This window comes from Gemmatimonadales bacterium (genome assembly GCA_036500345.1).
In the GTDB taxonomy this organism is placed as follows: domain Bacteria; phylum Gemmatimonadota; class Gemmatimonadetes; order Gemmatimonadales; family GWC2-71-9; genus Palsa-1233.
This window is the reverse complement of record DASYCE010000032.1, coordinates 59,147-83,170: the sequence shown is the minus strand read 5'-3', so window position 1 is coordinate 83,170 and position 24,024 is coordinate 59,147. Positions and strand designations below refer to the sequence as shown.

Genomic DNA, 24,024 nt, shown 5'->3' with positions numbered 1-24,024 from the left:
CCCGTGCGACCTGCGTCGACCCCATGGATGATGAAGCCGTTCTGCCGATCGACACCTTTGTCCCGGTCCTGGCCTGGCCGGGGCGGCGGCCATCGCTGGCAGAGCTGGGGACCTGGCACGAGGCGTTGCGCGGCGCGGTCGGCACGGTGATGCCGGTCGACCTCCTCGCCTGCTGGCTCTACCCATCGCGCGGCGGATCGATTCTGGTGGGTCCCGCGGCCCTCGCCGCCGACCGGCTCGTCCCCCCGCCGGCCGAGCCGCTGGTGGCGCAGGACGCGCTCTTTGCGCTGGAAGACCGCATTGCCGGCAGCGGCTACGGGGCGGTCATGGCGGTACCGATTCGCTCCGAAGTGCAGGATGTCGGCCTTCTCGTTGCCGGCAGCTTTGCGCCGGATGCCTACACCCTTGCCGATCACCGCGCCCTGCATCGGATCGCCGCACAGATCGCCACAAGCTGCCGTCGGCTGGCGGCGCAACCGTGGGTCATCCCCAACCCGGCCGGCGATGATCGGAATGGTGTCGTTGCCGGCGTGACCGAGGGAATCCTCGCGGCGATGAGCCGCGCCAGGGACGGCGCAGAACTTGTCCAGTTGGTCTCCGATGCCCTGGCCAATCAGACGCCGCACGACGCCCTCGAACTCCTCGCCGTGGCGCCGGCCCCCGAGTGCTGGGCGCTCCTTGGCCTCGATCGGACCGCCGCGCCGCGGTTCACGGTCGATCCGGAAGTCTCCGACGCCATCGATTCGCTGGCCCACCATCTCGGTGCACGCGAGCTGCTGCGCATCGATGATCTGCACGACATTGATCGCGTCTGGCCGGCGTCGACCAATCACCGCGGCGCGGAGCGGATCCGGTCGGTGCTGGCGGCGCGCCTCGAAGTCGGCGGAGAGTTCGTCGGCTGGCTCTGTCTGGCGAGTGAAACGGCGCGCTGGTTCCGCGAAGAGGACGAAGCGGTGGCGCGGCTGGCGGCTGGAATCCTCGCGCCGCGTGTCGCCGCGTGGGAAGCGCGCGCGGAACTCGCTGGGGCCTGGAGCTAGGCCGCTGCCTGCGTCCGATCCTTCGGTGGCCCGTCCACCGGCAGGATGAACCAGAAGGTGCTTCCCTTCCCGAAAATCGATTCCACACCGATCTGCCCGCCGTGCATCTCGACGAAGCGCTTGCAGAGGGCGAGGCCGAGGCCGCTCCCCTGCGCCGCGCGCGATGATGACGAATCGACCTGCGAGAATTCCTGGAAGAGGCGCGGCATGTCCTCGGCCTTGATCCCGATCCCCGTATCAGAGACCGATACCCACACCACGTCCCGCGTCGCCATCCGCGGCAGGCCGCCGCCCGCGGCGGGGAGTGATCCCGGCATCGGCGCCACGGTCCGCACGGCGGACACGGTGATCTTCCCGTCCTCGTTGCAGAACTTCGAGGCGTTCGACAGCAGGTTGAACAGCACCTGCCGGATCCGGGTGCCGTCCGCCAGGATCTCGAGCGACGCGGTGTCGCCGAGATCGATGGCGCATTCCTGATGCTTCGCCGCGCGCAGCGACATCGTGTCGGCCACGGCGCCGGTGATTGCCTCGCGCACGTCGCACGGCGTGAGCGACAGGATCATGCGCCCCGCCTCGATCTTCGACAGGTCGAGCACGGCGTTGATCAGCCCGAGCAGGTGCTGTCCGTTGCGCAGGATCGCTTCGAGGAATTCGCGCTGCTGTCCTTCGAGCGGTCCCAAACCTTCGGTGAGCAGCAGATCGGAAAAGCCGATCACCGCGTTGAGCGGCGTGCGAAGCTCGTGCGACATGTTCGCCAGGAATTCACTCTTGAGCTGCGTGACGCGCTGCAGCTCCTTGTTCTTGGCAGCCAGCATCCGTTCGTTGCGACGCAACTCCTCGAGCGCGGAGGTGCGGTCGAGCCCCAGGACGACCTGGTCACCGAGGGTGCGCAGCAGCTGTCGGTCATAATCGTTGAATGGCTGACGATCCTTGCGGTTGTAGGCGCAGACAGCGCCGACCACAAGGCCCGCGGAGCGCAGCGGAACCATCGCGGCGCTGGTGAGCCGGCCGGTCAATTGTTCGTGTGGATGGTTGCGCGGATCCTTCTCCATGTCGTCGACCAGGATCGCGTCGTCCTTCATGATGACATCGCCGACAAGCGATTTGTCGACCGGGACGAGCGAACCGACCGCGGAGAGCAGCGGCCCCGCCCCCGCCACGACACGGACGAACCGACCTTCCTCGACCATCAGCATGATGGCGCCGCCCTCGGCGCCGAGGAGGTCGGCCGCGGCCTGCGCGATCTGGCGATTCAATGTCGGCAGGTCGTTGCCGCCCAGCAGCGCCGATGAGAGATCGCGCAACCGGTCGAGCTCGCGATTGCGCCGCGCCGATGCGGCCAGGGCGTTCTCGAGCGACGCCTTCTGCCCGCGGGCCATTTCGCGGCCACGACGGAGGATCACCAGTGTGAGGTAGCTCGACACCGCGGCAGCAAGGAGTCCGAGGTCGCGGTGGCCTGTACCGAGGAGGCCGACCGCAACCCAGAACATCACCAGCGTGAGGATCGCCAGGGCTCCAGGTGTCATCCGTCTCCTGCGTCACCGAGTGGCGGCAGAATCGCGTGAAATGCCGTGGTACCGTCGCGCAGCATGACTTGAAGATACGGCCGGCACAGACCGCACTGGGCGCCGCATCCGGTGGCGGCGATCAGCCCGTCGAGGTCCCACCCGCGCGCCCGAGCCAGGGGCAACAGGTCGACGAACAGCCGTTGCCGGCAGACGCACCGATCGATGGTGAGCGCCGGTCCCCCCGTCAGATCTTGTGGTGCACCACGCGCGCGGCCTCTTCGCCGTCGGCCGCGTCGTACAATTCGAAATCCGCAAAGAATCGAGGTGCCTCACCGCGCAGCACGGCGAGTACCCGCGCCGCAAGCCGCCGGATCTCGCGTTCGGCTCCTTCGCCGAGCCGCAGTTCGAGCATGGTGCGCCACGCGCGAATGTTGCCGCTCACCACGATCTTCGTCTCGACACCATTGGGAAGGACTGACCTCGCCGCTTCGCGAGCCATCTTGCGACGGTGCACCTTGCTCTCCACCCAGTGGTAGCGCTCCATCAGCCGCTCCACTGCCGCGACGTAACTCGCCTGCGCGGCCTCCATCTGCCGCAGCCATTCCGCCTCGGCGGCCTCGTCGCCCTGGATCGCCGGCGGAACGACGAACGCCGCATCGGACTCGTCGACGTACCGCTGTGACAACTGCGAATAGCCGAACCCCGCGCGATGCCGCACCAGTTCGTGCGTCAGCGAGCGCGACACCCCTTCGATCAGCACCACGAAGACCGCGTGCTCGAAGACTGATCCATGGCCCTGCTTGAGGATATTCGAGAGATAGTCCGCCGTGGAACGATTGGCGGGATTCCGCTGGCTCATGTAGCAGAGCCGCCCGGCGAATTCGGAGAGCCGCTCGCCATCGGTGCCGGGTTCGACCCAGTCGACCCGAAGATGCTCGGGCTCGATGAACTGGGGGCGGCCGATCAGCGTGACCTGAGGCTCGCGATAGAGACGCATCGGCCAAAACTAATGGGGCGGCCAGCGGCTTTCGCCCCACCGCGCCTCACTCTCGATGGCGGTGAGATACTGGTCCATCGCCGCCGGGACCGCGGCCGCGTCGGCACCAACCTTGAGGTCGGAAAGAGGATCGGCGTTGCCAAGAATCACGCCTGGATTGAAGCGCCCATCGGGATCGAACGCCGCCTTCACCGCCCGGAAGCATTCGATCATTTCAGGGCCGTACAATGCGGCGAGGAGCCCTTCACGCAGCCGCCCGACCCCGTGCTCCCCCGACGGCGTTCCCCCCATCGAGATGACTGCGTGGCTGACCGCGGCAAAGATCCGCCGCACGCGGTCGACCCAGTCGGCCCGGCTGAGATCGGGGAGGAGGTTCACGTGGACATGCCCGTCGCCGGCGTGCCCGAACATCACGGCGTCGACCTGCTCCAGGGCGGTGATCCGATCAATGGCGTCGAGATACTCGGCAAGCCGCGCAACAGGAACGCAACCGTCCTCGATTACCTGCAGCGATCGCCTCCCATCGGAAAGACCGGCGAGAATCGGCGATGCGGCGTGGCGAACCGCCCAGATTGCCTCGATCTCGCGCGGATCCGTGGCGACACGCACGTGCAGCGCATCGCCCAGCATTGCCGCCGCTGCCGCGTGTGCGCGGCGACCAACCTCTCCCGCGTCGTCCCCTTCGAAATCGACGAGCAGCATGCCGCCGGCGCGGCTGAGGAGTCCAGGATCCTCGGCGCCGAATGCTGCCGGCCCAACGAACTGGAGAAATGACTGATCGAGAAATTCCATCGTTGCCGGGTCGAATTGGCGCAGCCGCTCGATGACCCGCGGCAGCCCTCCACGCGCGCGCGCCGCGACGCGTAGCGACGCGCGATCCGCCTGCACCGGGACCAGCCGGACAACGATCCCGGTCAGGACGCCCAGCGTCCCTTCGGATCCGATCACGACATCAAGCAGGTCGCCCGAGGTACTATAGTAATGAATACCATAGCCGGCACTGTTCTTCCGCACCGCGGGAATGCGCGCTTCCAGCCGCGCCGCGTGGTGCCGGATGAGCGGGTCGACCGCTGCGCGCCACCGTACCACGACCGGATGACCGGGATCGGGCTCGACACCACGGGTCAGCACCAGCGGGCCGTCGGCCGTTTCGATCGTGACCTCTTCGACCCAGTTCCGGACCGATCCGGCGCGAACGGTGTGCGGCCCGGCGGCGTTGGTCGACACCATGCCGCCGAGGGTAGCCCACGCACCGCTGGAAGGATCGACGGGAAAGATGAGATCGTGGCGTCGCGCGGCGAGGTTGAGTGAACTGAGCGGGATCGACGGCGACAGCGTCGCCCGGCGGGAATCCGGGTCGACCACGCATCGTCCCGCATCGAGGGCGGTGAGGTCGAGAATCACTCCCGGCCCGACGTTATTGCCCGGCATCGCCGAACCGGCCCCTCTCGGGATCACCGGCTGGCCGTGGTGGCGCGCCAAGGCGAGGAGCGCGCGGAGTTCGTCGATCGATTCCGGCCGGCCGACGCCCCACGGGATGATGCGGTAGATACCGGCGCCCTGACTGTAGCGGATGCGGGTCGGGAGATCGGTCCGGATGCCGGCGCCGGTCATCGGGGCGCCCCGGGGTATGAAGCCGGGGACCGCCGGGTCGATAGATTCCTTTCGTGACCACCGCGCCCAAGACTGAACTGATTCATATCGACGTCGACCGTCGCCTGGGACATGAATGGGACGAATGGGACGGGCGGCCGCTTCCCAACCAGGGGAACTTCGACGCACCGGCGTGGATCTTTCTCGCCTGGACCCTCGCCGCGATGGCCACCGCCTTCGTCGTCGCGGCGGCGATACTATACCTCCTCGCTCCCAGACTGGCTTCGATCGCGCCGGTCGTGCCGCAGATCGGATGGATCGTCATCGCGGCCGGCGCCGCCGGGTCGGTCGCATGGTGGCTCCTCCTCGCCATCTCCTTCGCTGGGCCGGTCAATCTCCTCCCGGGGACACTCGCCGAGAGCGGTGCGCTGCTGCCGCTGATGCGCCTCACCTCGCGGATCGCCGCGCGATTCAACCAGCGCGACCGCGTCGAGAACGCGGCGGTGAAGGTGTACAACGCACTGGCGCTTCGCCGGGCGCAGCGAGTCAACACCGGTGAATTGCTCCTGCTCATTCCCCGATGCCTCTCGCGCACGACCCTCGACGCCGTCCTGGGACTCGCAGGCCAGTATCGCGTGCCGGTCTTCGTCGCGACGCGCGGGCAGCTGGCGCGGCGAGTGATCCGGGAACGGCGGCCGCGCGCCGTCGTTGCCGTCGCCTGTGAGCGCGACATGGTGAGCGGATTGCACGACGTCGCGGCGAAGGTCCCCGTCCTCGGCCTCACCATGACGCTCCCGGCCGGGCCATGCAAGGACGCCGTTCTCGATCTCGCCACGCTCGAACGCTATCTCCAGGCGTTCGTGAACTGATTTCGGCTGACATTCACGGCGTTCGCGACGGTACCACTCCGGTGGTATCGCGCGATTTCTTCTGCACCGGCGTGGTAGAATCGGGGCGGGTCGTCGTGGTGTCGCGGAATTTCTTCCGCACCGGCGTCGTGGAATCGGGCCGGGTCATCGTGGTATCGCGCGATTTCTGCTGCACTGGTTTCGTGGTGTCTGGCCGCGCAGCTGTGGTGTCGTGCCGGACGGCGCCGGTATCACGCAGCCCCTTGAGCGGAATCGGTACCACGGTATCGGTGGGCGGCACGACACTATCCACCACGCCGCCGTACTGGCGTGCCAGGGTGCTCACCGCAAAGAGCACGCGCCCGGCGACCTTGTTGCCCGGGGGCGCCTCCCGCTCGAGTTCCCGTTCGGGGCGCGACGGGTTCACCATCAGCAGGAACACCGTCTCCGCCGTGACGTTGGAATGATTCGGGCGCGACGGATCGACCCAGATCCGTACCTTGACGACATCGGGGCCGAGGTGTCGCTGGCCTGTGGGTCGCAAGGTATTGGCGTCGAGCCATTCCGATTCGAGCCATCCATCCTTGGTGACAGTGCGGCGAATCGGAATTGAGTCCTGATCGAGCAGCAGTGCAATCGCCTGCGTCGCCTCCGGCACCTGGAGTTCGACCTCTGTCACCGGCGCACCGGCGAGCGGCACCAGGTCGGGACGGGTCGTCGTCGGAAAACAGCCGGCGATGGCAACGGCGACGATGGCGATCCCGCGCACCGAGATCGTCACTTGTCGAGCGCCTTCCGAACTTCCTGTGCAACCTCGCGAACCACCTGTCCCACGCCCCGGGCGAGACCGCCGGTGATCGGCGGCTGCGGCCCCGGGCCCGGGAGCGCTGGCCGTCGCTGGAGTTCGTCGAGCGCCCGCTCGAGTCCGAGTTGCGCGCGCGATGAACGGCCGCGGAAGGTTCGTGCCACTCCCCACCCGACCGCTGCGAGTGGCACGAACGGCAGGGCAGCGAACCAGATCGGTGCGCCGAGCACCGCGATCGCGCCGCCGGTGGCGAGTCCGGTGAACGACAGGCCGAGACCCCCTGCCACGAGGCTTGCCCGGGCTCGACGCAGCGATGCTGCGAGCGTCACATGGCAGAATCCCGGCTCGAGTGTCATGATCGCTGCGGTGACGAGCTCGGCCTTGTCGAGATACGGACGTCCCCGCTTCGCGTCAAACATTCGCGCCACGCGTCGCATGGCGCCGGCGAAGGGATCCATCGGCTCGAAGGTGAGTCGTTCGCTGGTGACGCGCTGCACGATGAAGTGTTCCTGTCGTTCCATCCAGCGTGTCAGCGCCGCCGAAATCGTCTCGGGAGTTCCCTGCACCACTCGCTGCGCCACCAGATCGGCGGGGCCGACCCAGCGGTCGAGCGTGGAATCGGGGTTCGCCACCGTGATCCGCGTGCGTTCTTCAAGGAGTGCCTGCCGGAGGTGTTGCACCGGGATGCCGACCTCGGTGCCGAGCGTGAGGAGTTCCTCGTCGGTCAGCCCGTCACCGATGTCTCGCGACGCACCCTGCAGTTCCGCCGCTCGCTGCAGGATGCGGTCGAAGGCCTCGCGGTCGATGCGAACGGGGACGTTCGGTTCCATTCGGGTAATATGGCGCCGCTGGGGAGCCGTTGCGACGATTCGCGGGCCCGGCTCAGGATTGGGCCCAGAGCTTTGCTCCGCAATCAGGACAGTGCTTCCATCGCCGCTCCACCGCGCCACCGCACGCGGCGCAGTTCGGCTCCCGTTGATCGGCACCACATTGCGGGCAATACTTGGCATTCCGCGACGGCGGCAGCGCTTCGTGGCAACTCCAGCAGCTTTCGTCCGCGGCACCTGGCGTCGTCGTCACTGGAGTCGGCTCCTCATGATCGGCTGAGGGAAGCGGACGCGGCGGCGCCCACGTTGATTCGGGATCCGCATCAACCACCACGGGAAGCTGGACCGGAGCGGTCTCCTCGACGGCAACTGCGCTGGCGGATTCGAGCGACTCCTCGCCGGCGATGATCGCCAGCGTTCGCGGCGTCACGGTGATCGTCGCGGCCCGAAGAAGCTGAAGAACGTCGAGGTCAGGGAGCTTTGAATTGATCGTCGCCTTCGCCATGTCGGCGGCGTCGACCGGGTCGGTGCGAACCAGCTGGTCTTCTTCGGCGATGAGACGAAGCATGATGGCTTCGTAGTCCTCGCTGACATCTATCCCGAGTTCGCGCCGGGCCACGCGATAGGGAAGGACCCGCTCCAGGAGATCAGCCACGGCAATCGGTCCGCCGCCACTGCCTCCGCGCGCATGCCATTGAGCCAGGACAGCGGCCGTGAAACGCTGCAATTCGGTCATGTGTCCTCCGCGAGACCGATCGGCTTCTCCGACGCAATTCGCTGCTCGAGCGCGCCGAACGCCTCGTCGGGATCGTACCCCGGGAAGGTTCCGCGAGCTTGGCGAGTTGCCAGCCATTCGGGAAATCCGGACGTCACGATTCCGGCGGATGTCGTCTGATCTGTCGCCGCTCGCACGGCGAGATCGTTGGCGTATTCATTCTTCGGATGCCCGGCATGTCCCCGGACCCAGGTGAACTGCGTTTCGTGCTTCTCCACGGACGACCACAACGTCTGCCACAACTGGAGATTCTCGATCGGGCCACTCTTCCGGGTCCAGTTGCGCGCCTGCCACGCGGGTGCCCATTCGCGGATCCCCTTCACGAGGTATTCCGAATCGGAGACGATCAAGACGCGAAGCCGGTTTCCCTTCTGGCCCAGCAACTGCAGCGCGGCAATCGCACCGCTCAGTGCCATCCGGTTGTTGGTCGTCGCCGGAGAGTGCAGGTAGACGTCGCGCCGTTCGATCGCGCCGCGGACGCGGATTTCGATCAGGCCGCCCGCCCCGCCGCGATTGTCGCCGGGCTTGCCGTTGCCGAGGCAGCTCTCGTCGAGATGCACCACGGCGATCTGTGCGCCGGCCCGCGTCAGGTGTCGATCACCTGAAAGTGGTCCAGTTCGTCCAGCACGAAGATCAATTCGTCACCGGTCATGGCGAGCTCGCCCGCGAGGGCGTCGCGTCCTCGTGATTGCGTGATCGCCGATGCCACGACGACGTATTCGTTGCCGCGACGGCGGAGCGTCACGCGCTTGTGATGCTGCACGGCATGCTCCAGTTGTTCCATCCGTTCCGGCGTCCAGCGAAAAGTCCCCATGACAGGAAAGTAGTGCGCCTCAGTGATTCGCCGCGATCGGCGGTGCAACCCACACGCCACCCAGCATCACGCGATCGACCGATCGGGTGTTGGTGATATCGGCGAGCGGATCGGCTCGCAGCACGACGAGGTCGGCGACTGCGCCGGCGCGAATGCGGCCGAGCGAATCGGCACCGAGGAGATCGGCGGCCCACGACGTCGCCGCCCGCAATGCATCGAGCGGCGGCAGTCCGGCGCGGACCAGGAGGGCCAGTTCACTGTGGAGCGCGCTGCCGGGGACGAGCAGTTGATTGGACGCATCGGTCCCGGCCGCAATCCGTCCGCCATCGGCAACGAAGGCGCGCACCGCCTGATCCTGAACCGGTCGCGCGGCGCGAAACGCCGGATAATCATCGGCGGTCCATCCCGCCCGTTGAATCATCCCGGGAACATTCCAGTTGCGGCGTGCAGAATCGGGAACGAGTTCGATCCCCGGCGGATGGTAGGTCGCGGAATCGTCGAGATGCGCGAAGGTCTCATGCAGGATGAGCGTCGGCACCAGATAGACGCGGCGCGCCGCGAGCTCTTCGAGGACGCGCCCGAGTGCGACGGTGTCGAGACCGGCCCAGCTGTGTTCGAACGCCGTCCAACCGTGAAAGAATTTCTGGGTGTGCGCCGAGTCGAGCGCGACCGAATCGCCGGCCGCTTCGGGAATGCCGCTCAGATGTTCGATCGAGGTGACGCCGAGGGTCGCGGCGGTCACGGCATCGGTCAGGCCGAGATGCACGGCGACCGGGAGGTGCGCCGCGCGTGCCGCACTGACGATCGCGTCGAGAATCGCCGGCGTCGCATGGGTGTACACCTTGACCCACGTGGCGCCGAGCCGCTGCACCCGTGCCACCGCAGCGGCGGCCGAATCGGGAGATGCCACCGGAATCGCGTCGGGATAGGTCGTGGGCGGTACATCCAGCATCGCCACCGCCATGAAGAGGCGCGGCGCAGGCGCTCGCGCGGCGATGGCGCGCAAAGAGTCCGCCAGCGGCTCGCCGTCGTGTAGATCGCGCACCGTGGTCACGCCGTAGTGCAATACCAGCGGGATCGCCCAGGGCTGCAGATGGATGTGCGCGTCGATCAACCCGGGGATGATCCAACGCCCGGCGAGATTGGTGACCTGCGCGCCGAGGGGAACCAACACCGCGCCGCTGTCGCCGACCGCGACGATATGCCCGTCGCGCACCAGCACCACCGCATCGGGGAGGGAGCGGCCGGTGACGACGTCGATCACCGTCGCGCCGACCAGCGCTTCCATCCCCGCCCCGGGCGGCTGGGAACACGCGGCGAGGAGCACCGCGAGGCCCAAAACACATCGCGCCCCGGAGCAACCGGAGCGCAGTGTGGAACCGGGAGCCCGCAGCTTCACCGACGCTTCTTCGCCTTCTTGGCGCCGCGCTTCGCCGCACCCTTCGCCGACTTTTTCACGCTCTTCTTGGCGGCCTTCTTGGCGGGCTTCTTGGCGGGCTTGCGAGCGCTCTTCCTGGCGCTCTTCGCGGCGCGCTTGCTGGCGGCCTTCTTCGCCGTCTTCTTGGCGCGCTTGCTGGCGGCCTTCTTCGGCGCGGTTCGCTTGGGCGCGGCCGCCGCTTTCGCCGCGGGCTTCGCCGCCACCGGCTTCGCAGCGGACTTTGCAACGGGCTTTGCCGCCTTCTTGCGGGGCTTGGACACGACCTTCCCCGGTGCGGGCTCGGGGATGTCGAACCGGGGCGACGGCGCCGGCATGGCGGCCGCTCCTTCGAGCGACCCGTACTGGAAGTCGAACGATCCTTCGCTCATCACCATCGGTGCTCTCCTGCTGTGCAGCAGTCAGTAGGGTTGTGGGTGGCCTGCGGGACGGCACCGTGTCGAGCGGTGCGAATCGCTATTATATGTCGCGTCACTCTCTCGCTTCTGCAAGGTGTCGCCCGGTCGAATGCGCGCGCTCTGCCTCACCGCCGTCGGCGGACCCGACGCTCTTGCCGTGCTGGATCTCCCGCCTCCGGCGCTGCAACGCCCCGGAGATGTGAGGATCGGCATCCGGGCCGCGGCACTGAATCACCTCGATCTCTGGCTCGCCGATGGGGCGCCGGGTGTCTCGCCGCCGTCGCTGCCGCACATCGTGGGGACCGACGGCGCCGGTGTCATCCTCGAAACCGGCAGCGATGTGACCCATGTCGTTCCCGGCGACCGGGTGCTGATCAATCCGGGAGTCTCCTGCGGCGAATGCGACAGCTGCCGGGCCGGCGAGGACGTCCATTGCCGTTCCTTCGGTATTCTTGGCGAGCACCGTCCCGGGTTGGCGGCCGAAGAGGTGGTTGTCCCCGGCCGAAACGTGATCCCGATCCGGAACGCGTGGACCTGGCCCGAGGCCGCGGCTTTCACACTTTCGACGCTCACAGCGTGGCGGATGCTGACCACCCGCGCACAACTGCGCCGCGACGAATTGGCGCTGATCTGGGGGATCGGGGGCGGCGTGGCGATTGCCGCACTTCAGATCGCGCGGTCCCTGGGTGCCCGGGTCGCCGTGACGTCGTCTTCACCGGCAAAGCTGCAGCGTGCCCGACAGCTCGGCGCCGAATTGGGAGTCAATCACGCTGCGGAGGACGACGTCCCACGCGCGGTCAAGCAGCATTTCGGTCGCGGTGTCGATGTCGTGGTCGACAGTGTCGGCGCGCCGACGTGGAGTCGATCGCTCCGGGCACTTCGTCCCGGCGGAAGGCTGGTGACGTGCGGCGCCACCGGCGGACCGATTGTCGACCTCGACCTTCGTCGCCTCTTCTGGTTCCAGTGGTCTCTCCTCGGGTCGACGATGGGAACCTCGCGCGAATTCGCCGAAATTGCCGCCCTCGGCGATGCAGGATCGTTTCGACCGCAAATCGATCAGGTTGTCCCGATCACTTCCGCCGCCGCGGCCTATCGTCGCATGGCCCACGGTGAGCAATTCGGCAAACTCGTCCTTGAGGTATCCCCGTGAACGAACTGGCTGATCGCCTCCGCGAAGGTGCGCAACAGATGTGGTCCGTCCTCCCGGCGCTGCTCGTCGCCGCGCTGATCCTGCTGGTCGGCTACCTGGTGGCCAAGCAGCTGGAGAAATGGACCGATCGCCTCCTCAAGCGCCTCGACTTCAACAAGGTGGCGGAAGCGGGCGGCCTGCGCGAAGCAGTCGATCGCACGTCCAGCGGGCTCGATCCGGTACATGCCGTCGGGAAGCTCTTCTTCTGGCTGGTGATGCTGGTGGTGATCCTGCTGGCGTCGGCGGCCCTCGGCCTCGACAGCATCAACCGCATGTTCGGCATCATGCTCGGATTCATCCCGACGCTGATCGCGGCGATCGTGATCGTGATCCTCGGCATCGTGGTGGGTGAGTTCGTTCGAGGTCTGATCATGGCCTCGGCGGGCGGCGTCGAGGGTGTGCCGATCCTCGCCAATGTCGCCAAGGGATCGGTCGTCGTGATCGCCATCTTCATGGCGTTGCAGCAGCTTGGTGTCGCCGAGGAACTGATCACCGCGGCGTTCACCGTGGTCCTTGGCGCCGTGGCACTCGCGGTCGGTCTGGCGTTCGGGCTCGGCAACACCACGCTGGCCGGGGAGGTCACGCGACGATGGTATCAGGCGTATCGCGATCGCCGGCTCCAAGCCGAGGCGGCGCGACGGGCCGCCGAAGCACTCGACGAATGATCGTTACTGCTGCCCCTTCGCCTCGGCCGGGACGGGATAGCGCAGCAGTCGAACACCGCCGGGAAATTCCTCGCCCATGAGGATGTAGTTCCCGTCGACACCGAGCGCCGAACCGCGGCTCGGAACCGCGACGAGGGCGAGGACGCCGGTGCTGTCGACCACCTGGAAGTGCCGGACCGGCGCGAGAGCGGTGTCGCTCTTGGCGAGCCAGTACCGATGGTCCGGCGTGACGAAGACGTGCTCGAACGGCGGCTTGGTTGCGACGTTCGGCATCTGGCGCGCGTTATCGCGCTGATCCTCGGGGAAACGGCGGACCCAGAGTTCGCGGTCCATTATCGACACGGTCAGCACCGGATCGGGGAGCATCGGCGAACGAAGGACCTTCTTCACGCCGGGCCGGTGCCATTCGAGCTGATTCTGGAAGACCCGCGCAATCCACAGCGTGCCATTGGGGAGAACGCCCCATGCGTCATCGCCCGCGAGCGCGCGTCGCTGATAGTGCTCGCCGTCGGGACCCATGACCTGCACCACCGACGCCGGCGAGATGCGCGCCAGTGTGTCGAACCGGGTGAGCTGGGCATCACCGCGCACCACAAAGCTGCTGTCGAGCAACCCGCTGCCATCGGCCTTCGCGTCGGGGAAGAGCTGGAAATACCATTGGCCAGCCGCATCCCGTGCCCGGGGAAATGCGCCGTGCAGCGCTTCCGGTGCAGGCCACGCCGCGATCCGCTGTCCACCGACCCATGCAGTGAACCGGCGCAGCCCCCAATCGCTGACGATGGTGGTATCGCCGCTTTCGATCAGCGTGATCGGATGCGGAACATCGGTTGCGGTGATTCCTGCCGCCGGTGCAACGCTCCTGGCGCCGAAATCCGCGACGAAGAGCTTGTTGTCGATCGGCGCGAGGAGCACCCATTTCCCATCGGGCTGCGCGATGGCCGTCGTGACCTCGACTGCTGGAACGACCAGGGTATCGACCGTCGCACCGACGACGACTGCCGGCGGAGGCGGTTTCGGTGCCGAGCAGGCCGCGGCGGCGGCCAGAAGTGGCAGGAGACTGCGTCGCATGGATCAGAAGATACGGTGCTGCGATGACAAATGGCGTTCGAGCGGGTGGCGGAATCTGATCGGTGAGATGGCAAATGGCGGGAGAGGCGCCGACCGGAGTCGAACCGGTGATGGAGGTTTTGCAGACCTCTGCCTTACCACTTGGCTACGGCGCCGAATGGCGAGGAAGCTATCGGGTCCCGCGCGGAGCGGCTAGGGAGGTGACAGTGGCAGGACGCCGAGATTTGCGGAGTCCGGGCGCGCGATGATGTGCCACCCCTCGCCCCCGAATTCGGCCGCCACATTGTTGGCGACAATCGCCCGGACGCCGATCTGCGCGAGGCGCTGCGCGATCGCAGCGCGCACCGACGGTGCTGCTCCCCAGAAGCCGGTCGAATCGAGCACCTGAGCCAGGACCGGTGTCGCGGCGGTGAACGTCGCATACTGCTCGAAGGCGTCGCCAACTGCCGCCACCGGGCTCCCGGATCGCGCGCCGAGTGCGTGAAGCGAATCCCCTTCGGCAACATAGGGAGGACGGTAGCTCGGCGACGGCGCGCCGCTGTTCTCTTCGACGTTGATCGCCAGGGAGATCGCCAGGACTCCGAGCGCCGCGGAAGCCGCGCGTCGCACGTTCCATCGCGGTCGCTCTTCGCGCTGGACCAGCGACGCCCAGCCCGCCGCAATCGCCACGAGGATGAATCCGGCGAGATATCGTGACTCGACGTGCACCGCGGCGTAGAGGATCGTTGCGCCGGCGCTCCAGAGCCCGAGGACCAGCGGCATCCGCGACCGCGCAGTATCGCCGGGCCGGCGCCGGGTCGCGCCCCACACCAGCAGCACCGCAACGATCGTTGCCCATTGCTGGAGCAGAACGACGCCAAGATCCAGCGCGCCCTGCCGGATCGCACTCCACTGCCCGGCGAGATCGAATGCCGGCTTCACACCCGCGTACCAGTACGAGGGATCGTACCAGAGTGGATAGGTGCCCGGAACAGGAGTGGCGAATTCGATCACGCGCGGCACCGGCCAGAGCGTTCTCGGCCCGTGTGTCGGCGCGCCGAATCTCGTCACCGAATCACCCTGCCATCCGCTGAACGGTGTGATCCCGTCGACTGCCCACGCGTAGTTGAGCTTGCCGACGTCGCCGGGTGATATCCGGCCGAGGTGATGGCTCACCGCGATGAACAGCGGCGCCGCAACGATCGTGAACACGATCCCCGTCACGATCAGCCGGGCGCGCGCGCCCCGGATGCGCGGCGGAAATGTCAGCAACAGCGACAGCAGCAGCAGATCAAGTGGCAGCAGGATTCCCTTGATCCAGTACCCGATGCCCAGGACCACACCAAGCGCGACGAACGGGGCGTTTCGTGCACCATCCTGTTCGAGGGCGAACACGCACGCCACCGTCGCCACGACAACCAGCATCACGGCAACGTCGGGGGTGAGCAACCCGAAACCGATCGTTTCGATTGCGGTCACGGCACCGACGGCGATGGCGAGGGTGGTTGCATGTCGCGCCAGCGGCGTCGCCGCCGGCGGTCGCGAGGCGAGCGTGCGCAGCACGGCGGCGAAGAGCGCAACCGCCAGCACGGAAAGAACCAGGTTGACGACGTGCACGGCCGGAATGAGGAGGCCTACATCCCCGCGGAAGGCAGCGACGATCGGGAGGAGGAGCAACGGGTAGCCGGGACTCCAGTATCCGTTGATGGCGGCGTGCGGGCCGTTCGTGGCCACCGCGCGGGCCAGGTCGATATAGCTGATTCCGTCGGGATTCAGCTGATAGCGATTCCCCCACGCGACGAAGGACGCCACGGCACACGCAAGAGCCGCAGATCCGACGGCAAGACGGTCAATCCGGAGCCTCCGCGCCGGACCATGATCCCGATCGGTGCTGTCCCCGCGCGGGATGTCGTCGCTAAGATGCAGGGATTGCTCCTCGTGGTCTGACCCGCGACCGGTGGACCACAATACTACTCGACGACGCGACGCCCGGGACATGGCTCGCCCATCCGTCGACTCACATGATGGAGAGCACGTCATTGGCATCACTCGTGGCGGCGAATTGACCAGCGATCAATCATCAGAGCAGACGAATCATCATGATCAGAACCCGATCCTCACGCTGATTGCGCTCTTCAAGTTCGTGAAGGCGACCACCTTGATCGCCCTCGGACTCGGCGCGCTGCAGCTGATCCGGCCGTCGGTGCGCGAGCAGGCGCAGACTGTCTTCGAGGGGCTCGGCTCCGCCGTCGATGTGGTGCCGGTGCTTCGGTTGCTGCGCAACATTGGCGCGCTGCCGGCGGGAAAGCTGAGGCTCGTGGGGGTTGGTGCGTTCGTCTACGCCGCCCTCTTTCTCACCGAGGGGATCGGCCTGTGGCGTCAACGGCGGTGGGCTGAATACTTCACGGTGATCGCGACCGCGTCGTTCATCCCGTTCGAGGTGTTCGAACTCGTGAAACGGGTGACGTATCCGCGCGCCGGGGCGCTGCTGATCAATATCGGCGTGCTGATCTATCTGGTGGTGCTGCTGCGGCGCGGATCGCGGTGGGGTCTATCGTAGCAGGACGCGGATCTTGTCCCGGTAGGTTCGACCGGTCACCACCTTGCTGCCATCCTCCAGCAGCAGCACCGACTCGCCCTGGAACCACGGCTGCACTTCGCGAACCCGCGCCACGTTCACGATATGCGAGCGATGCACCCGCAGGAAGTTCGCCGGTGGGAGCCGCTGCTCGACGCTAGTGAGGCTCTCGCGCGCAAGGAGCGTGGTGCCGCCGCGCAGATGAAAGTGCGACACATCGCGATCGGCCTCCACCCGCTCGATGTCATCCAGGCGCACCCGGACGACGCGACCATCGGTCCGGACCGCGATCCGGCCACCCGGTGCCCGCGGCGGCACAGCCACCGCCGGCCTGGACCGGAGCGCCTGCTTGGCGCGCCCCACTGCGCTGTAGAGACGATCGCGTTCGAACGGCTTGACGAGGTAATCAATCGCCCGGACGTCGAATGCCTTGACCGCGTGCTCGTCGAACGCCGTGACGAAGATCACCAGCGGATACGGCTGGCCGGCAATCCGTTCGAGCACACCGAATCCGTCGACATCGGGGAGCCGGATGTCGAGGAAGACGAGGTCGGGCGCGTCGCGCTGCAGTGCGGCGATCGCATCCTCCCCGAAGGCGCATTCACCCACGATTTCCAGATCGTCGTCGCCGCTCAGCAGTTCGCGGATCCGCTGCCGGGCAAGCGCCTCGTCGTCGACGATCAGCGTCCGGATCCGGTTCATGCGAAGGCCACCTGCGGCTGCGTGAGCGGCTCGGGGACCCGCGCCGGCCGCAGCGGAATGATCACCTCGGCCTCGGCGCCCCCCGTGCTCCGGTTGCGAACGGCGAAGGAAAAGCCCGTGCCGTAAAGGTGCTCGAGCCGCGCCCGCGTGGTCTTGAGCCCGATCGCTTCCCGTCGATGTTCGATCGCCCCGGGCCGAAGCCCCGGACCGTCATCCCGCACCTCGATGACCAGTGAATCCCGCTCGCGCCGCGCGATGAGCTCGAGCGTCCGCGGCTCGCGCGACGGTGCCACCGCATGATGCACCGCATTTTCGACCAACGGCTGCAGCAGGAAGTTCGGCACCAGGACGTCGCGTACCTCCGGGTCGACATGAATCGCGACGTGCAGCCGGTCCTGGAATCGGATCCGCTCCACGTCGAGATACGCACGCGCGAATTCGATCTCCTTGCTCAACGGCACCTCGGCGATCCCCTCGGACTGCAGGGCAAACCGCAGCAACTGGCTGAGCCGCGTGATCATCAGTTCGGCCCGCTCCGGCTCGGACGGAATCAAGCCGCATGCCGAGTTGAGCGTGTTGAAGAGGAAATGCGGACAGAGCTGCGCGCGCAGCGCAGTGAGCTCCGCGGTGACCACCTGGGCCTTGAGCTGGGCCGACTGCACTTGCGACTCGTGGAAGGCACGGCTGTAGTGCGCCAGATAGGCCAGCCCGACCAGGACGCCATAGATCATCATCCCGCCGGCGACCTGGGCCGGCGTCGGCGGGCCGAGGCCTGGGAACCCGAGCGGCACCGGACCGGGGGCGATCTGGAGCGTCGTCAGAATCGCATGACTCAGGAAGAGGTGAATCCCGGTCAGGGTCAAGCCGAGCGAGATGTTGATCGCGAGGAGCCGCACCAATCCGGGACAGACCGGCCAGCGATCAGGGATGTACAGGATGATCGGGACGAACAGCACCCAGATGTACCAGGGGACCGCCTGGGTCGCGAACGCGGCGGCGAAGGAGATCGGGCGCCCGGCGGCGAGCATTACCGCCTGTTCCTGCACGGCGAAGACCCCCCCGATCGCGGTCGCGAGGAGTGCGGCAAGGGAGGTGATCTGTACACGGCGTGACATGGGGGCGCCCTCAAGCTCCGGACTGGTCAAGTGTGGCGTTGCGCTGCGTCCGGAGCAAGAGGAAGGCCGTCATGTCCGGTCACGGCACTCGGCGACCGTACGGGTAGTTCGAATCCGGTGGCGGTGGCGGAGGAGGGGGCGGCGGCGGGGTCACACTGTTGCTGGTCACCACCACCGACCCGGTCATCTCGGGGTGGATCGAGCAGTGGTAGTTGTAGGTGCCCGCCGTCGTGAAGGTCCGCGACGCGCTGGTGTTGGCATTGGGCGCGTTGACGGCGCCGATGTTGTCCGGCACGCCGGCAACCGCGTCAAAGGTGACCGTGTGTCCCACGGTCCCGAAGACCCAGGTCACCGACTGGTTGGGCTGGATGGTGATCACGCTGGGTGAAAAGGTCAGGTTCGCCGACGCCTGGACGTTGTTGCCGTTTCCGCCGCCCGTCCCTGGCGACGTCGGCGAGCTGCCGCTGCATCCAGCGACCGCGCCACCCGCCGCGAGCGCGGTGAGAACCCGCTGCCACCTGGTCCCGATCATAGATTCCTCATGGTCCGAAGAGCATCCGGCGTCGCGATGGCGAGGCCAGTCGTACCCAAAGAATCGCTTGAGGCTTGCGGAAGACCTACGGCGGCACGACGAAGCGCTATCCGGCCCTGACCGGCACCCGCCAAAGCCCCACGAACGTGGCGCCCGAGGCGGGTCAGTTGCCCAGCAGGACGCTGAGCGGAGCCAGCGGCCGAACCCGATCGGCGATCACCTTGATCAGCACCGTCAGCGGCACCGCGAGCACGGCCCCGGTAATCCCCCAGATCCACCCCCAGAACAGCAGGCCGAGGAAGATCGCCACCGCATTGAGCGGCAGACGGTGTCCGAGGAGGAGGGGCGTGATCACGTTACCCTCGAGCACCGAGATCACCAGGAATGCACCAACGGCGTACAGCACATGCCGGGTGTCGTCGAATGTCGCGAGCGACATCACGCCGATCACCGCGAGCATCGCCAGCGACCCGAGATAGGGAATGAAATTGAGGATCGCCGCGAGTGCGCCCCAGAGCGCCGGATTCGGGAGGCCGATCACCTTCAGCACCGCCCACGTCGCGGTACCGAGCGAGACATGAATGAGGACACTGGTAGAGAGGTAGCGTGACATCTGCGTTTGCAGGTCGCGAAGTCCGTCGACCGTCTCGCGACGGTATCGCTCCGGCATGATGTCGCCCAGCTTCTGTCGGAAGCGTTCACCCGCAGCGAGCAGGAAGAAGGTCAGGAAGATCACCGACGAGATCGCACCAAGCACCCCTATGGTCGTCCCTGGCACCGAGGAGAGAACGCCTGGCGGCGCCACCTCCACCTTGGCGCGTACATCGCCCGGCGTCGGGGTGCTGGTCACTTCCTGCACCTTGGCTGCGGTGCGCTGCAGGTTGTGCAACGGCGTGGCGATCTGCTGCAACCGGTGCTGCACCTGCTCGAGTGTCTCCGGAGCCCGCGCCAGCCACGATGCGGCGGGTCGCGCCAGCGAAATGATGACTGTCGTGGTGACCAGGACCACCGCGATGACGACCAGGCCGGCTGCGAGTCCGGCGGGCACGCGACGCTGGCTCAGCCAGCGAACCGGCGGGGCGAGCAGCAACGCGAGAAGTGCGGAGGCAAACACGGGAAGAAAGAAGGCGCTGGCGAGACGCAGCACCGCCATCATGAGGATGACGAGGATCCCGGCGAGCATCCAGCCGCGCGGCTGATGCAACGCACGTTCACGAATCCGACGCGGCGGTGCCGGGTGCGTCACAGCGGCCATGCGATTCGCCCCTGGCAAGTGATGGACGATCCCTGGCGAGACCGCATCACATAGGACGTCTCATCTCACTTGGGGGCCACGCCACCGCCATCAACGTCGATCGTGAGCGTCAATCCGCGCCGGCAGCTGTCGCAGATCCGCTCGCGGGGTGCCAGCGACCGATAGCCGAGACCGCCACCCACGCGGTTCGGCTCGCCACACTTGGGACAGGGAATCCGCAGCGGCTTGAGGCGGCCGATCATCGAGAGCTGCCGGACGGCGGTGATCGCGCCGATCGCCAGTGCCAGGGGAATGCCGAGGAGGTGCACGATCGGGATCGGAATCAGCATCGCCGCCACGCCGATCCCGCACAGCATCACCACGCCGGCGCGACGCACCCGGTGGGCGACCGTGAACTCCTCGAACATGCCGTCGGCACGAGCCGGCTCGACGCCGGGCGCGGACAGACTCACCAGGACATGACGCTCAGGCATCGACCAGTTCTCCTTGTGCCGACGTTCCCCGGAAGAACACGACGATCGCCGCCCCCCAGATCGGGAGGTCGCCAATCAGCTTCATGGAGAGGCCGGCGAGCTTGATATCATCGTTGGCGCTGAAGTGCGCGGCAACGCGCGGCGCGAGCTCGTAGAGGCGGTAGAGCGGCCAGTCGGAGAAGACCATCATCATCGCCGGAATGGTCGGGCCGATCGTGGCGCCGAAGAGATAGCCGATCTTGCCGAACACCCCGAGACTGATGAACTCCTCCGGCGCGATGATCGGCCACCAGAGCGAGAGCCCCGCAACCAACCAGCCAAGATCGAGGGCGAACGAGCCCAGCTGGGACCGCATCGCCGTGTCGACGACGCCGGGAATGTGGGACGAGAGGACGAGGACGTTGTAGCACAGCAGGCCCGGAAGCGCCCGCCCCATGTACCGGAGCACGCGCCATGCGCGCGAACCGGCAGGCGCCAGCGCGAGCCAACCTTCGCGCGGAACGCTCCGGATGAGGAGCGGTGCAACCGCGAGCGTCATCAGCAGGAACTGTCCGGTGTGTACGCTGGCGAGATACCCGGCGCCGAGCTTGCCGATCGGCCAGTCGAGGGTCGCAAGGAGCACCAGCCATGCGGCGAGAAACCACCCCCATGGACGCGCCGCCCACCGCCCCGTCCGTCCGAGGTTCCACCACGCGATCGCGACCAGCACCATCAACAGATCGACTCCCGGGTACCACTGCCAGCTCCAGCTCCACGGCGTATCCGTGGCCGAACACCACCATTGCATCAGCTGCCGCCGCCGCGCGCCGCTCCCGCGAGGCTACCTGGCATAGCGCACCAGCAGCGGCAGATCGTGCGCCCAATCCCGCTGACGTGTACCGAAGGGATACTCCACACGCCCCTCGCCATCCCTGGTGTAGGCGATCACCACGCTCGAATGCCCCACGGCGTACTTCCCCTTGGCATCGGGCGCTCCCGGCTCCGCCGCCGGTATCCGCACCATCCGTTGCGCCGCCTCGATCACCGAGTCAGGGGCGGTGAGGCCCACGAACGTGGGATCGAACCCCTTCACCCATGCATCGAGCACCGGCAACGAATCGCGCCGCGGGTCTGTAGTAACGAATACCACAGTGACCTGGCGCTGGATCTCGTCCGGCATCTTGTCGAGCACCGCAGCGAGGTTGTTGAGATGGACCGGGCAGACATCAGGGCAGTTGGTGTACCCGAACATCAGCAGCGTGACGCGGCCGGCGGTCGCCGAATCGAAGTTGAACGGCGCACCGCGCGAATCGGTGAAGCGGAAGTCGGGCTTGGGAACCGGGGTGGCGAGTTCGGTTCCGGCGAATCCGTGCGGCGAACGGGGCGGGTCCCCGCCCCCGCCGCATCCGAAGAGGAGCGCGGCGGCGAGCGGGACCGCTGGGCGGATCACTGTCCCGCGGTGATGGTAAAGCCGAAGACGTTACGCACCACGTGCCCGTCGTCCGATGCCGTCTTCCATCGCACCACATACTTGCCGGGGGTGAGGTGCTTGGTGACCGCCCCTTCGATCGTGGCGGGATCGCTGGTTCCCTTGACCACGAGCTTCTCCACCAGCGTCGAATCACCGGTGAGCACGGAGATCGAGGATTGCGCCAGGATCACCTTTTCAGTGAAGGTCAGTGAAATTCTGGCCGGCGCGTGCACCGAGGCGCCCTTGGCCGGAATCGACGACTTGAGCGCGGTATGGAAGAAGGTCCCGGCGGCAAGCGTCAGGGTGAGAAGGAAATTCACGATCACTCCGCGGTTGGTGTCACCACGAGCGCAAGATAATGCCCTTCACCGCGACGTTCCGCGTGGTCCGGTCGAGAAAACGAAGCCTTTGCCGACGGCGAGAACCCACCCTCCGGGGATCCCCGGACGGGGGGCTCGCCACGCGAGATCGATCCGGTTGACCTCGACGTCGGGCGCGCGCGATGCGCCGAGGCGCAGCCCGACTCCGTAGTCCCACCCGGTTCGCCGCGCCTCATCAGACCACCACGCGCCGCCATAGTCCACGAATGCCGCCAGCCCGACACCAACCACCTTGAGCAGTTCGGGTGACACGGTGTAGCGATACTCGGCGGTGGTGAAGAATTCGCGATCCCCGGTGAACGAGTGCTGCGTGAAGGCACGCGGTCCCGCGCCAAGTCCCAGATCAAACTCGGTTCCTGGGAGCGGATTGCGAAGTGCTGCAAACTCGCCGTGCGCGATGAACTCGTGCCGCGGTGACGGCAGCAACGCAACGGTCCCGGCGATGGAGACCTGTCCCGAGTCGAGTCCCCGCGAGGTGTAGAGCCCGTCGGCGATGCCGTCGGCCCACCCGAGCGCGTGCCCGGCGCGGGCGCCGATGTGCGCCGAGATTCCTGGAGCGACGCCGCCTGCGTCGTAACCGAGAAACGACGGTGCGGCGAACAGGGACAGTCGGACGATGGTGCTCAGGTCGACATCCTCGGCCCGACCGAATGACTGGAATCCGCGAATCTTCGGGATGTTGACGTGGCGCGCCTCGAGGTACACGCCGGCGGCACCGGTCACCGACTTGCCGGCGAACCGTCCGGCGCCCTGGTCGAAGAGCTGCTCGGTCTCGTAATCGTCGCGACGCACCTGCGCGGCGAAGCCGAGCCTCAGATATCCCTTCGAGTTCGCGTGCAGCGCCCACCCCGCGTCGCCCCGCACCAGCAGGTAGCGGTTCTGCGTCGTGTCCGATGCGACTGCTTCGCCATCGCGGTACTGGAGGATCCGGTCACGCCGGTCGTCGAGGAGGATCGACGCCGCGCTCGGCGACGCGATTGCGAAGTACGGCACCGCGAGTTCGGCGGAGAAGAGCTCGCCGTCGGAACGGTTGGCAAACTGCGTCGCGGCGAGGACCTTGCCGCCGATGAGACGGTTGCGGTGGAATCCGAGTACCGTCGTGGTGCGATCGGGATCCTTCTGGTACAGCAACTCGGTCTGCGTGATGGTGCCGAGGAGATTGTCTTCGATCAGCGCGGCGGTGTAGGCGACCGAACCGCCGGTCGAGTGGAACCGGAAATCCGGTCGCGTCGTCCACCCGTCCCGGGTCACGACGTGCACCGTGACGCCGGAATCCGACGGCACCGAATCGATGGTGACATCACGAAATACTCCGAGTGCCCGGATGTTGCGTTCGGTCTCGGCGACCTTTGCCGAATCGTATCGTTCGCCCTGATGGAAGAGGAGCTCTTCGCGGATGATGCCGGCGCGCGTGGTGTAGTGCAGTGAATTGCCGAATCGCGCCAGCCAGCTCGAGTCCGAACGATCGAAGATGCTGAAGCGATCGAGGGTGACGGCGGTGATGCGGGGGGTCGAATCGCGGCTGACCTGCTGCGCACCGGCGCGGCCGATCACGAGGAGCAGGAGAAGCCAGGGATATCGCAGACGGAGAATCGGCCCAG

Annotated in this window: 26 protein-coding genes and 1 tRNA gene; 5 read left to right on the top strand and 22 right to left on the bottom strand. The window is 66.9% G+C overall.

Annotation, left to right across the window (positions count from 1 at the left end; genetic code table 11):
- Window positions 1–23 precede the first annotated feature (23 nt).
- Window positions 24–1,037 (top strand): GAF domain-containing protein, encoded by a 1,014-nt coding sequence (locus tag VGM20_14730; protein HEY4102123.1) that lies wholly within the window; start codon window positions 24–26, stop codon window positions 1,035–1,037.
- On the opposite strand, the gene VGM20_14725 is transcribed toward VGM20_14730, so the two are convergent.
- The 3 genes from VGM20_14725 to VGM20_14715 all read right to left on the bottom strand — a co-directional run bounded on the left by VGM20_14725 (window position 1,034) and on the right by VGM20_14715 (window position 5,156).
- Complete coding sequence (locus VGM20_14725) at window positions 1,034–2,563, bottom strand: ATP-binding protein (GenBank protein HEY4102122.1); 1,530 nt, start codon at window positions 2,561–2,563, stop codon at window positions 1,034–1,036. The genes VGM20_14730 and VGM20_14725 overlap by 4 nt on opposite strands.
- Window positions 2,564–2,789: 226 nt before the next feature.
- Window positions 2,790–3,542: an FAD-dependent thymidylate synthase gene (gene thyX / locus VGM20_14720; protein HEY4102121.1), complete on the bottom strand. Its 753-nt coding sequence runs from the start codon at window positions 3,540–3,542 to the stop codon at window positions 2,790–2,792.
- A 9-nt stretch (window positions 3,543–3,551) separates the two neighbouring features.
- Window positions 3,552–5,156 carry an FAD-binding oxidoreductase gene (locus VGM20_14715; protein HEY4102120.1) on the bottom strand — a complete coding sequence of 535 codons (1,605 nt, stop codon included), beginning with the start codon at window positions 5,154–5,156 and terminating at the stop codon, window positions 3,552–3,554.
- Between the two features lie 53 nt (window positions 5,157–5,209).
- Here VGM20_14715 and VGM20_14710 point away from each other — a divergent pair, with 53 nt between their 5' ends.
- Window positions 5,210–6,004: a DUF116 domain-containing protein gene (locus VGM20_14710; GenBank protein ID HEY4102119.1), complete on the top strand. Its 795-nt coding sequence runs from the start codon at window positions 5,210–5,212 to the stop codon at window positions 6,002–6,004.
- 13 nt (window positions 6,005–6,017) lie between these two features.
- Here VGM20_14710 and VGM20_14705 read toward each other — a convergent pair whose 3' ends face one another.
- The 7 genes from VGM20_14705 to VGM20_14675 all read right to left on the bottom strand — a co-directional run bounded on the left by VGM20_14705 (window position 6,018) and on the right by VGM20_14675 (window position 11,016).
- Entirely contained in the window at window positions 6,018–6,764 is a 747-nt protein-coding gene (locus tag VGM20_14705) for a hypothetical protein (GenBank protein ID HEY4102118.1), read from the bottom strand.
- Window positions 6,761–7,618: a hypothetical protein gene (locus VGM20_14700; GenBank protein HEY4102117.1), complete on the bottom strand. Its 858-nt coding sequence runs from the start codon at window positions 7,616–7,618 to the stop codon at window positions 6,761–6,763. Before VGM20_14700 ends, VGM20_14705 begins: the two co-directional genes overlap by 4 nt.
- Before the next feature lie 52 nt (window positions 7,619–7,670).
- The gene (locus tag VGM20_14695; GenBank protein ID HEY4102116.1) at window positions 7,671–8,351 is read right to left on the bottom strand and encodes a zinc ribbon domain-containing protein; all 681 of its coding nucleotides are present in this window, start codon (window positions 8,349–8,351) and stop codon (window positions 7,671–7,673) included.
- Window positions 8,348–8,950 (bottom strand): ribonuclease H, encoded by a 603-nt coding sequence (locus tag VGM20_14690; GenBank protein ID HEY4102115.1) that lies wholly within the window; start codon window positions 8,948–8,950, stop codon window positions 8,348–8,350. The genes VGM20_14695 and VGM20_14690 overlap by 4 nt, the downstream gene beginning before the upstream one ends.
- 26 nt (window positions 8,951–8,976) lie before the next feature.
- Entirely contained in the window at window positions 8,977–9,204 is a 228-nt protein-coding gene (locus tag VGM20_14685) for a hypothetical protein (protein HEY4102114.1), read from the bottom strand.
- A 19-nt stretch (window positions 9,205–9,223) separates the two neighbouring features.
- Complete coding sequence (locus tag VGM20_14680; protein ID HEY4102113.1) at window positions 9,224–10,531, bottom strand: amidohydrolase family protein; 1,308 nt, start codon at window positions 10,529–10,531, stop codon at window positions 9,224–9,226.
- 68 nt (window positions 10,532–10,599) lie between these two features.
- Window positions 10,600–11,016 carry a hypothetical protein gene (locus VGM20_14675; GenBank protein HEY4102112.1) on the bottom strand — a complete coding sequence of 139 codons (417 nt, stop codon included), beginning with the start codon at window positions 11,014–11,016 and terminating at the stop codon, window positions 10,600–10,602.
- A gap of 115 nt (window positions 11,017–11,131) precedes the next feature.
- Here VGM20_14675 and VGM20_14670 point away from each other — a divergent pair, with 115 nt between their 5' ends.
- Together VGM20_14670 and VGM20_14665 are read left to right on the top strand one after the other, a co-directional pair.
- Window positions 11,132–12,187 (top strand): zinc-binding dehydrogenase, encoded by a 1,056-nt coding sequence (locus tag VGM20_14670; protein HEY4102111.1) that lies wholly within the window; start codon window positions 11,132–11,134, stop codon window positions 12,185–12,187.
- The gene (locus VGM20_14665; protein HEY4102110.1) at window positions 12,184–12,891 is read left to right on the top strand and encodes a hypothetical protein; all 708 of its coding nucleotides are present in this window, start codon (window positions 12,184–12,186) and stop codon (window positions 12,889–12,891) included. The genes VGM20_14670 and VGM20_14665 overlap by 4 nt, the downstream gene beginning before the upstream one ends.
- A gap of 3 nt (window positions 12,892–12,894) precedes the next feature.
- Here VGM20_14665 and VGM20_14660 read toward each other — a convergent pair whose 3' ends face one another.
- From VGM20_14660 to VGM20_14650, 3 genes are all read right to left on the bottom strand, one after another.
- Entirely contained in the window at window positions 12,895–13,959 is a 1,065-nt protein-coding gene (locus tag VGM20_14660) for a hypothetical protein (GenBank protein HEY4102109.1), read from the bottom strand.
- Between the two features lie 84 nt (window positions 13,960–14,043).
- Window positions 14,044–14,114: transfer RNA gene (locus VGM20_14655), tRNA-Cys, on the bottom strand.
- A 37-nt stretch (window positions 14,115–14,151) separates the two neighbouring features.
- Window positions 14,152–15,750 carry a hypothetical protein gene (locus tag VGM20_14650; GenBank protein HEY4102108.1) on the bottom strand — a complete coding sequence of 533 codons (1,599 nt, stop codon included), beginning with the start codon at window positions 15,748–15,750 and terminating at the stop codon, window positions 14,152–14,154.
- A 184-nt stretch (window positions 15,751–15,934) separates the two neighbouring features.
- Between VGM20_14650 and VGM20_14645 the strand changes: the two genes are divergently transcribed.
- Window positions 15,935–16,498 (top strand): DUF2127 domain-containing protein, encoded by a 564-nt coding sequence (locus VGM20_14645; protein ID HEY4102107.1) that lies wholly within the window; start codon window positions 15,935–15,937, stop codon window positions 16,496–16,498.
- Here the strand turns inward: VGM20_14645 and VGM20_14640 are convergent.
- The 9 genes from VGM20_14640 to VGM20_14600 all read right to left on the bottom strand — a co-directional run bounded on the left by VGM20_14640 (window position 16,490) and on the right by VGM20_14600 (window position 23,977).
- Window positions 16,490–17,218, bottom strand: a complete 729-nt coding sequence (locus VGM20_14640) for a LytTR family DNA-binding domain-containing protein (protein ID HEY4102106.1) — start codon at window positions 17,216–17,218, stop codon at window positions 16,490–16,492. The two genes, VGM20_14645 and VGM20_14640, sit on opposite strands and share 9 nt — an antisense overlap.
- On the bottom strand, window positions 17,215–18,333 hold the full coding sequence (locus VGM20_14635) for a histidine kinase (protein HEY4102105.1): 1,119 nt from the start codon (window positions 18,331–18,333) through the stop codon (window positions 17,215–17,217). Before VGM20_14635 ends, VGM20_14640 begins: the two co-directional genes overlap by 4 nt.
- Before the next feature lie 79 nt (window positions 18,334–18,412).
- Window positions 18,413–18,865: a plastocyanin/azurin family copper-binding protein gene (locus VGM20_14630; GenBank protein ID HEY4102104.1), complete on the bottom strand. Its 453-nt coding sequence runs from the start codon at window positions 18,863–18,865 to the stop codon at window positions 18,413–18,415.
- A gap of 163 nt (window positions 18,866–19,028) precedes the next feature.
- Entirely contained in the window at window positions 19,029–20,120 is a 1,092-nt protein-coding gene (locus tag VGM20_14625; GenBank protein ID HEY4102103.1) for an AI-2E family transporter, read from the bottom strand.
- Window positions 20,121–20,185: 65 nt separating this feature from the next.
- Window positions 20,186–20,593, bottom strand: coding sequence for a hypothetical protein (locus VGM20_14620; GenBank protein ID HEY4102102.1), 408 nt, complete (start codon window positions 20,591–20,593; stop codon window positions 20,186–20,188).
- Window positions 20,586–21,380, bottom strand: coding sequence for a cytochrome c oxidase assembly protein (locus VGM20_14615; GenBank protein ID HEY4102101.1), 795 nt, complete (start codon window positions 21,378–21,380; stop codon window positions 20,586–20,588). Before VGM20_14615 ends, VGM20_14620 begins: the two co-directional genes overlap by 8 nt.
- A gap of 33 nt (window positions 21,381–21,413) precedes the next feature.
- Entirely contained in the window at window positions 21,414–22,022 is a 609-nt protein-coding gene (locus tag VGM20_14610) for an SCO family protein (GenBank protein ID HEY4102100.1), read from the bottom strand.
- Entirely contained in the window at window positions 22,019–22,363 is a 345-nt protein-coding gene (locus VGM20_14605) for a copper resistance CopC family protein (protein HEY4102099.1), read from the bottom strand. The genes VGM20_14610 and VGM20_14605 overlap by 4 nt, the downstream gene beginning before the upstream one ends.
- 45 nt (window positions 22,364–22,408) lie before the next feature.
- The gene (locus VGM20_14600) at window positions 22,409–23,977 is read right to left on the bottom strand and encodes a BamA/TamA family outer membrane protein (protein ID HEY4102098.1); all 1,569 of its coding nucleotides are present in this window, start codon (window positions 23,975–23,977) and stop codon (window positions 22,409–22,411) included.
- Between the last annotated feature and the right edge of the window lie 47 nt (window positions 23,978–24,024).

Bases quoted from the DNA above. Each gene is read 5' to 3' on its own strand.
- VGM20_14730 (HEY4102123.1), top strand. From the start codon at position 24: ATGGATGATGAAGCCGTTCTGCCGATCGACACCTTTGTCCCGGTCCTG.
- VGM20_14725 (HEY4102122.1), bottom strand. From the start codon at position 2,563: ATGACACCTGGAGCCCTGGCGATCCTCACGCTGGTGATGTTCTGGGTT.
- thyX (HEY4102121.1), bottom strand. From the start codon at position 3,542: ATGCGTCTCTATCGCGAGCCTCAGGTCACGCTGATCGGCCGCCCCCAG.
- VGM20_14715 (HEY4102120.1), bottom strand. From the start codon at position 5,156: ATGACCGGCGCCGGCATCCGGACCGATCTCCCGACCCGCATCCGCTAC.
- VGM20_14700 (HEY4102117.1), bottom strand. From the start codon at position 7,618: ATGGAACCGAACGTCCCCGTTCGCATCGACCGCGAGGCCTTCGACCGC.
- VGM20_14695 (HEY4102116.1), bottom strand. From the start codon at position 8,351: ATGACCGAATTGCAGCGTTTCACGGCCGCTGTCCTGGCTCAATGGCAT.
- VGM20_14685 (HEY4102114.1), bottom strand. From the start codon at position 9,204: ATGGGGACTTTTCGCTGGACGCCGGAACGGATGGAACAACTGGAGCAT.
- VGM20_14675 (HEY4102112.1), bottom strand. From the start codon at position 11,016: ATGGTGATGAGCGAAGGATCGTTCGACTTCCAGTACGGGTCGCTCGAA.
- VGM20_14660 (HEY4102109.1), bottom strand. From the start codon at position 13,959: ATGCGACGCAGTCTCCTGCCACTTCTGGCCGCCGCCGCGGCCTGCTCG.
- VGM20_14645 (HEY4102107.1), top strand. From the start codon at position 15,935: ATGGCTCGCCCATCCGTCGACTCACATGATGGAGAGCACGTCATTGGC.
- VGM20_14640 (HEY4102106.1), bottom strand. From the start codon at position 17,218: ATGAACCGGATCCGGACGCTGATCGTCGACGACGAGGCGCTTGCCCGG.
- VGM20_14635 (HEY4102105.1), bottom strand. From the start codon at position 18,333: ATGTCACGCCGTGTACAGATCACCTCCCTTGCCGCACTCCTCGCGACC.
- VGM20_14630 (HEY4102104.1), bottom strand. From the start codon at position 18,865: ATGATCGGGACCAGGTGGCAGCGGGTTCTCACCGCGCTCGCGGCGGGT.
- VGM20_14625 (HEY4102103.1), bottom strand. From the start codon at position 20,120: ATGGCCGCTGTGACGCACCCGGCACCGCCGCGTCGGATTCGTGAACGT.
- VGM20_14620 (HEY4102102.1), bottom strand. From the start codon at position 20,593: ATGCCTGAGCGTCATGTCCTGGTGAGTCTGTCCGCGCCCGGCGTCGAG.
- VGM20_14615 (HEY4102101.1), bottom strand. From the start codon at position 21,380: ATGCAATGGTGGTGTTCGGCCACGGATACGCCGTGGAGCTGGAGCTGG.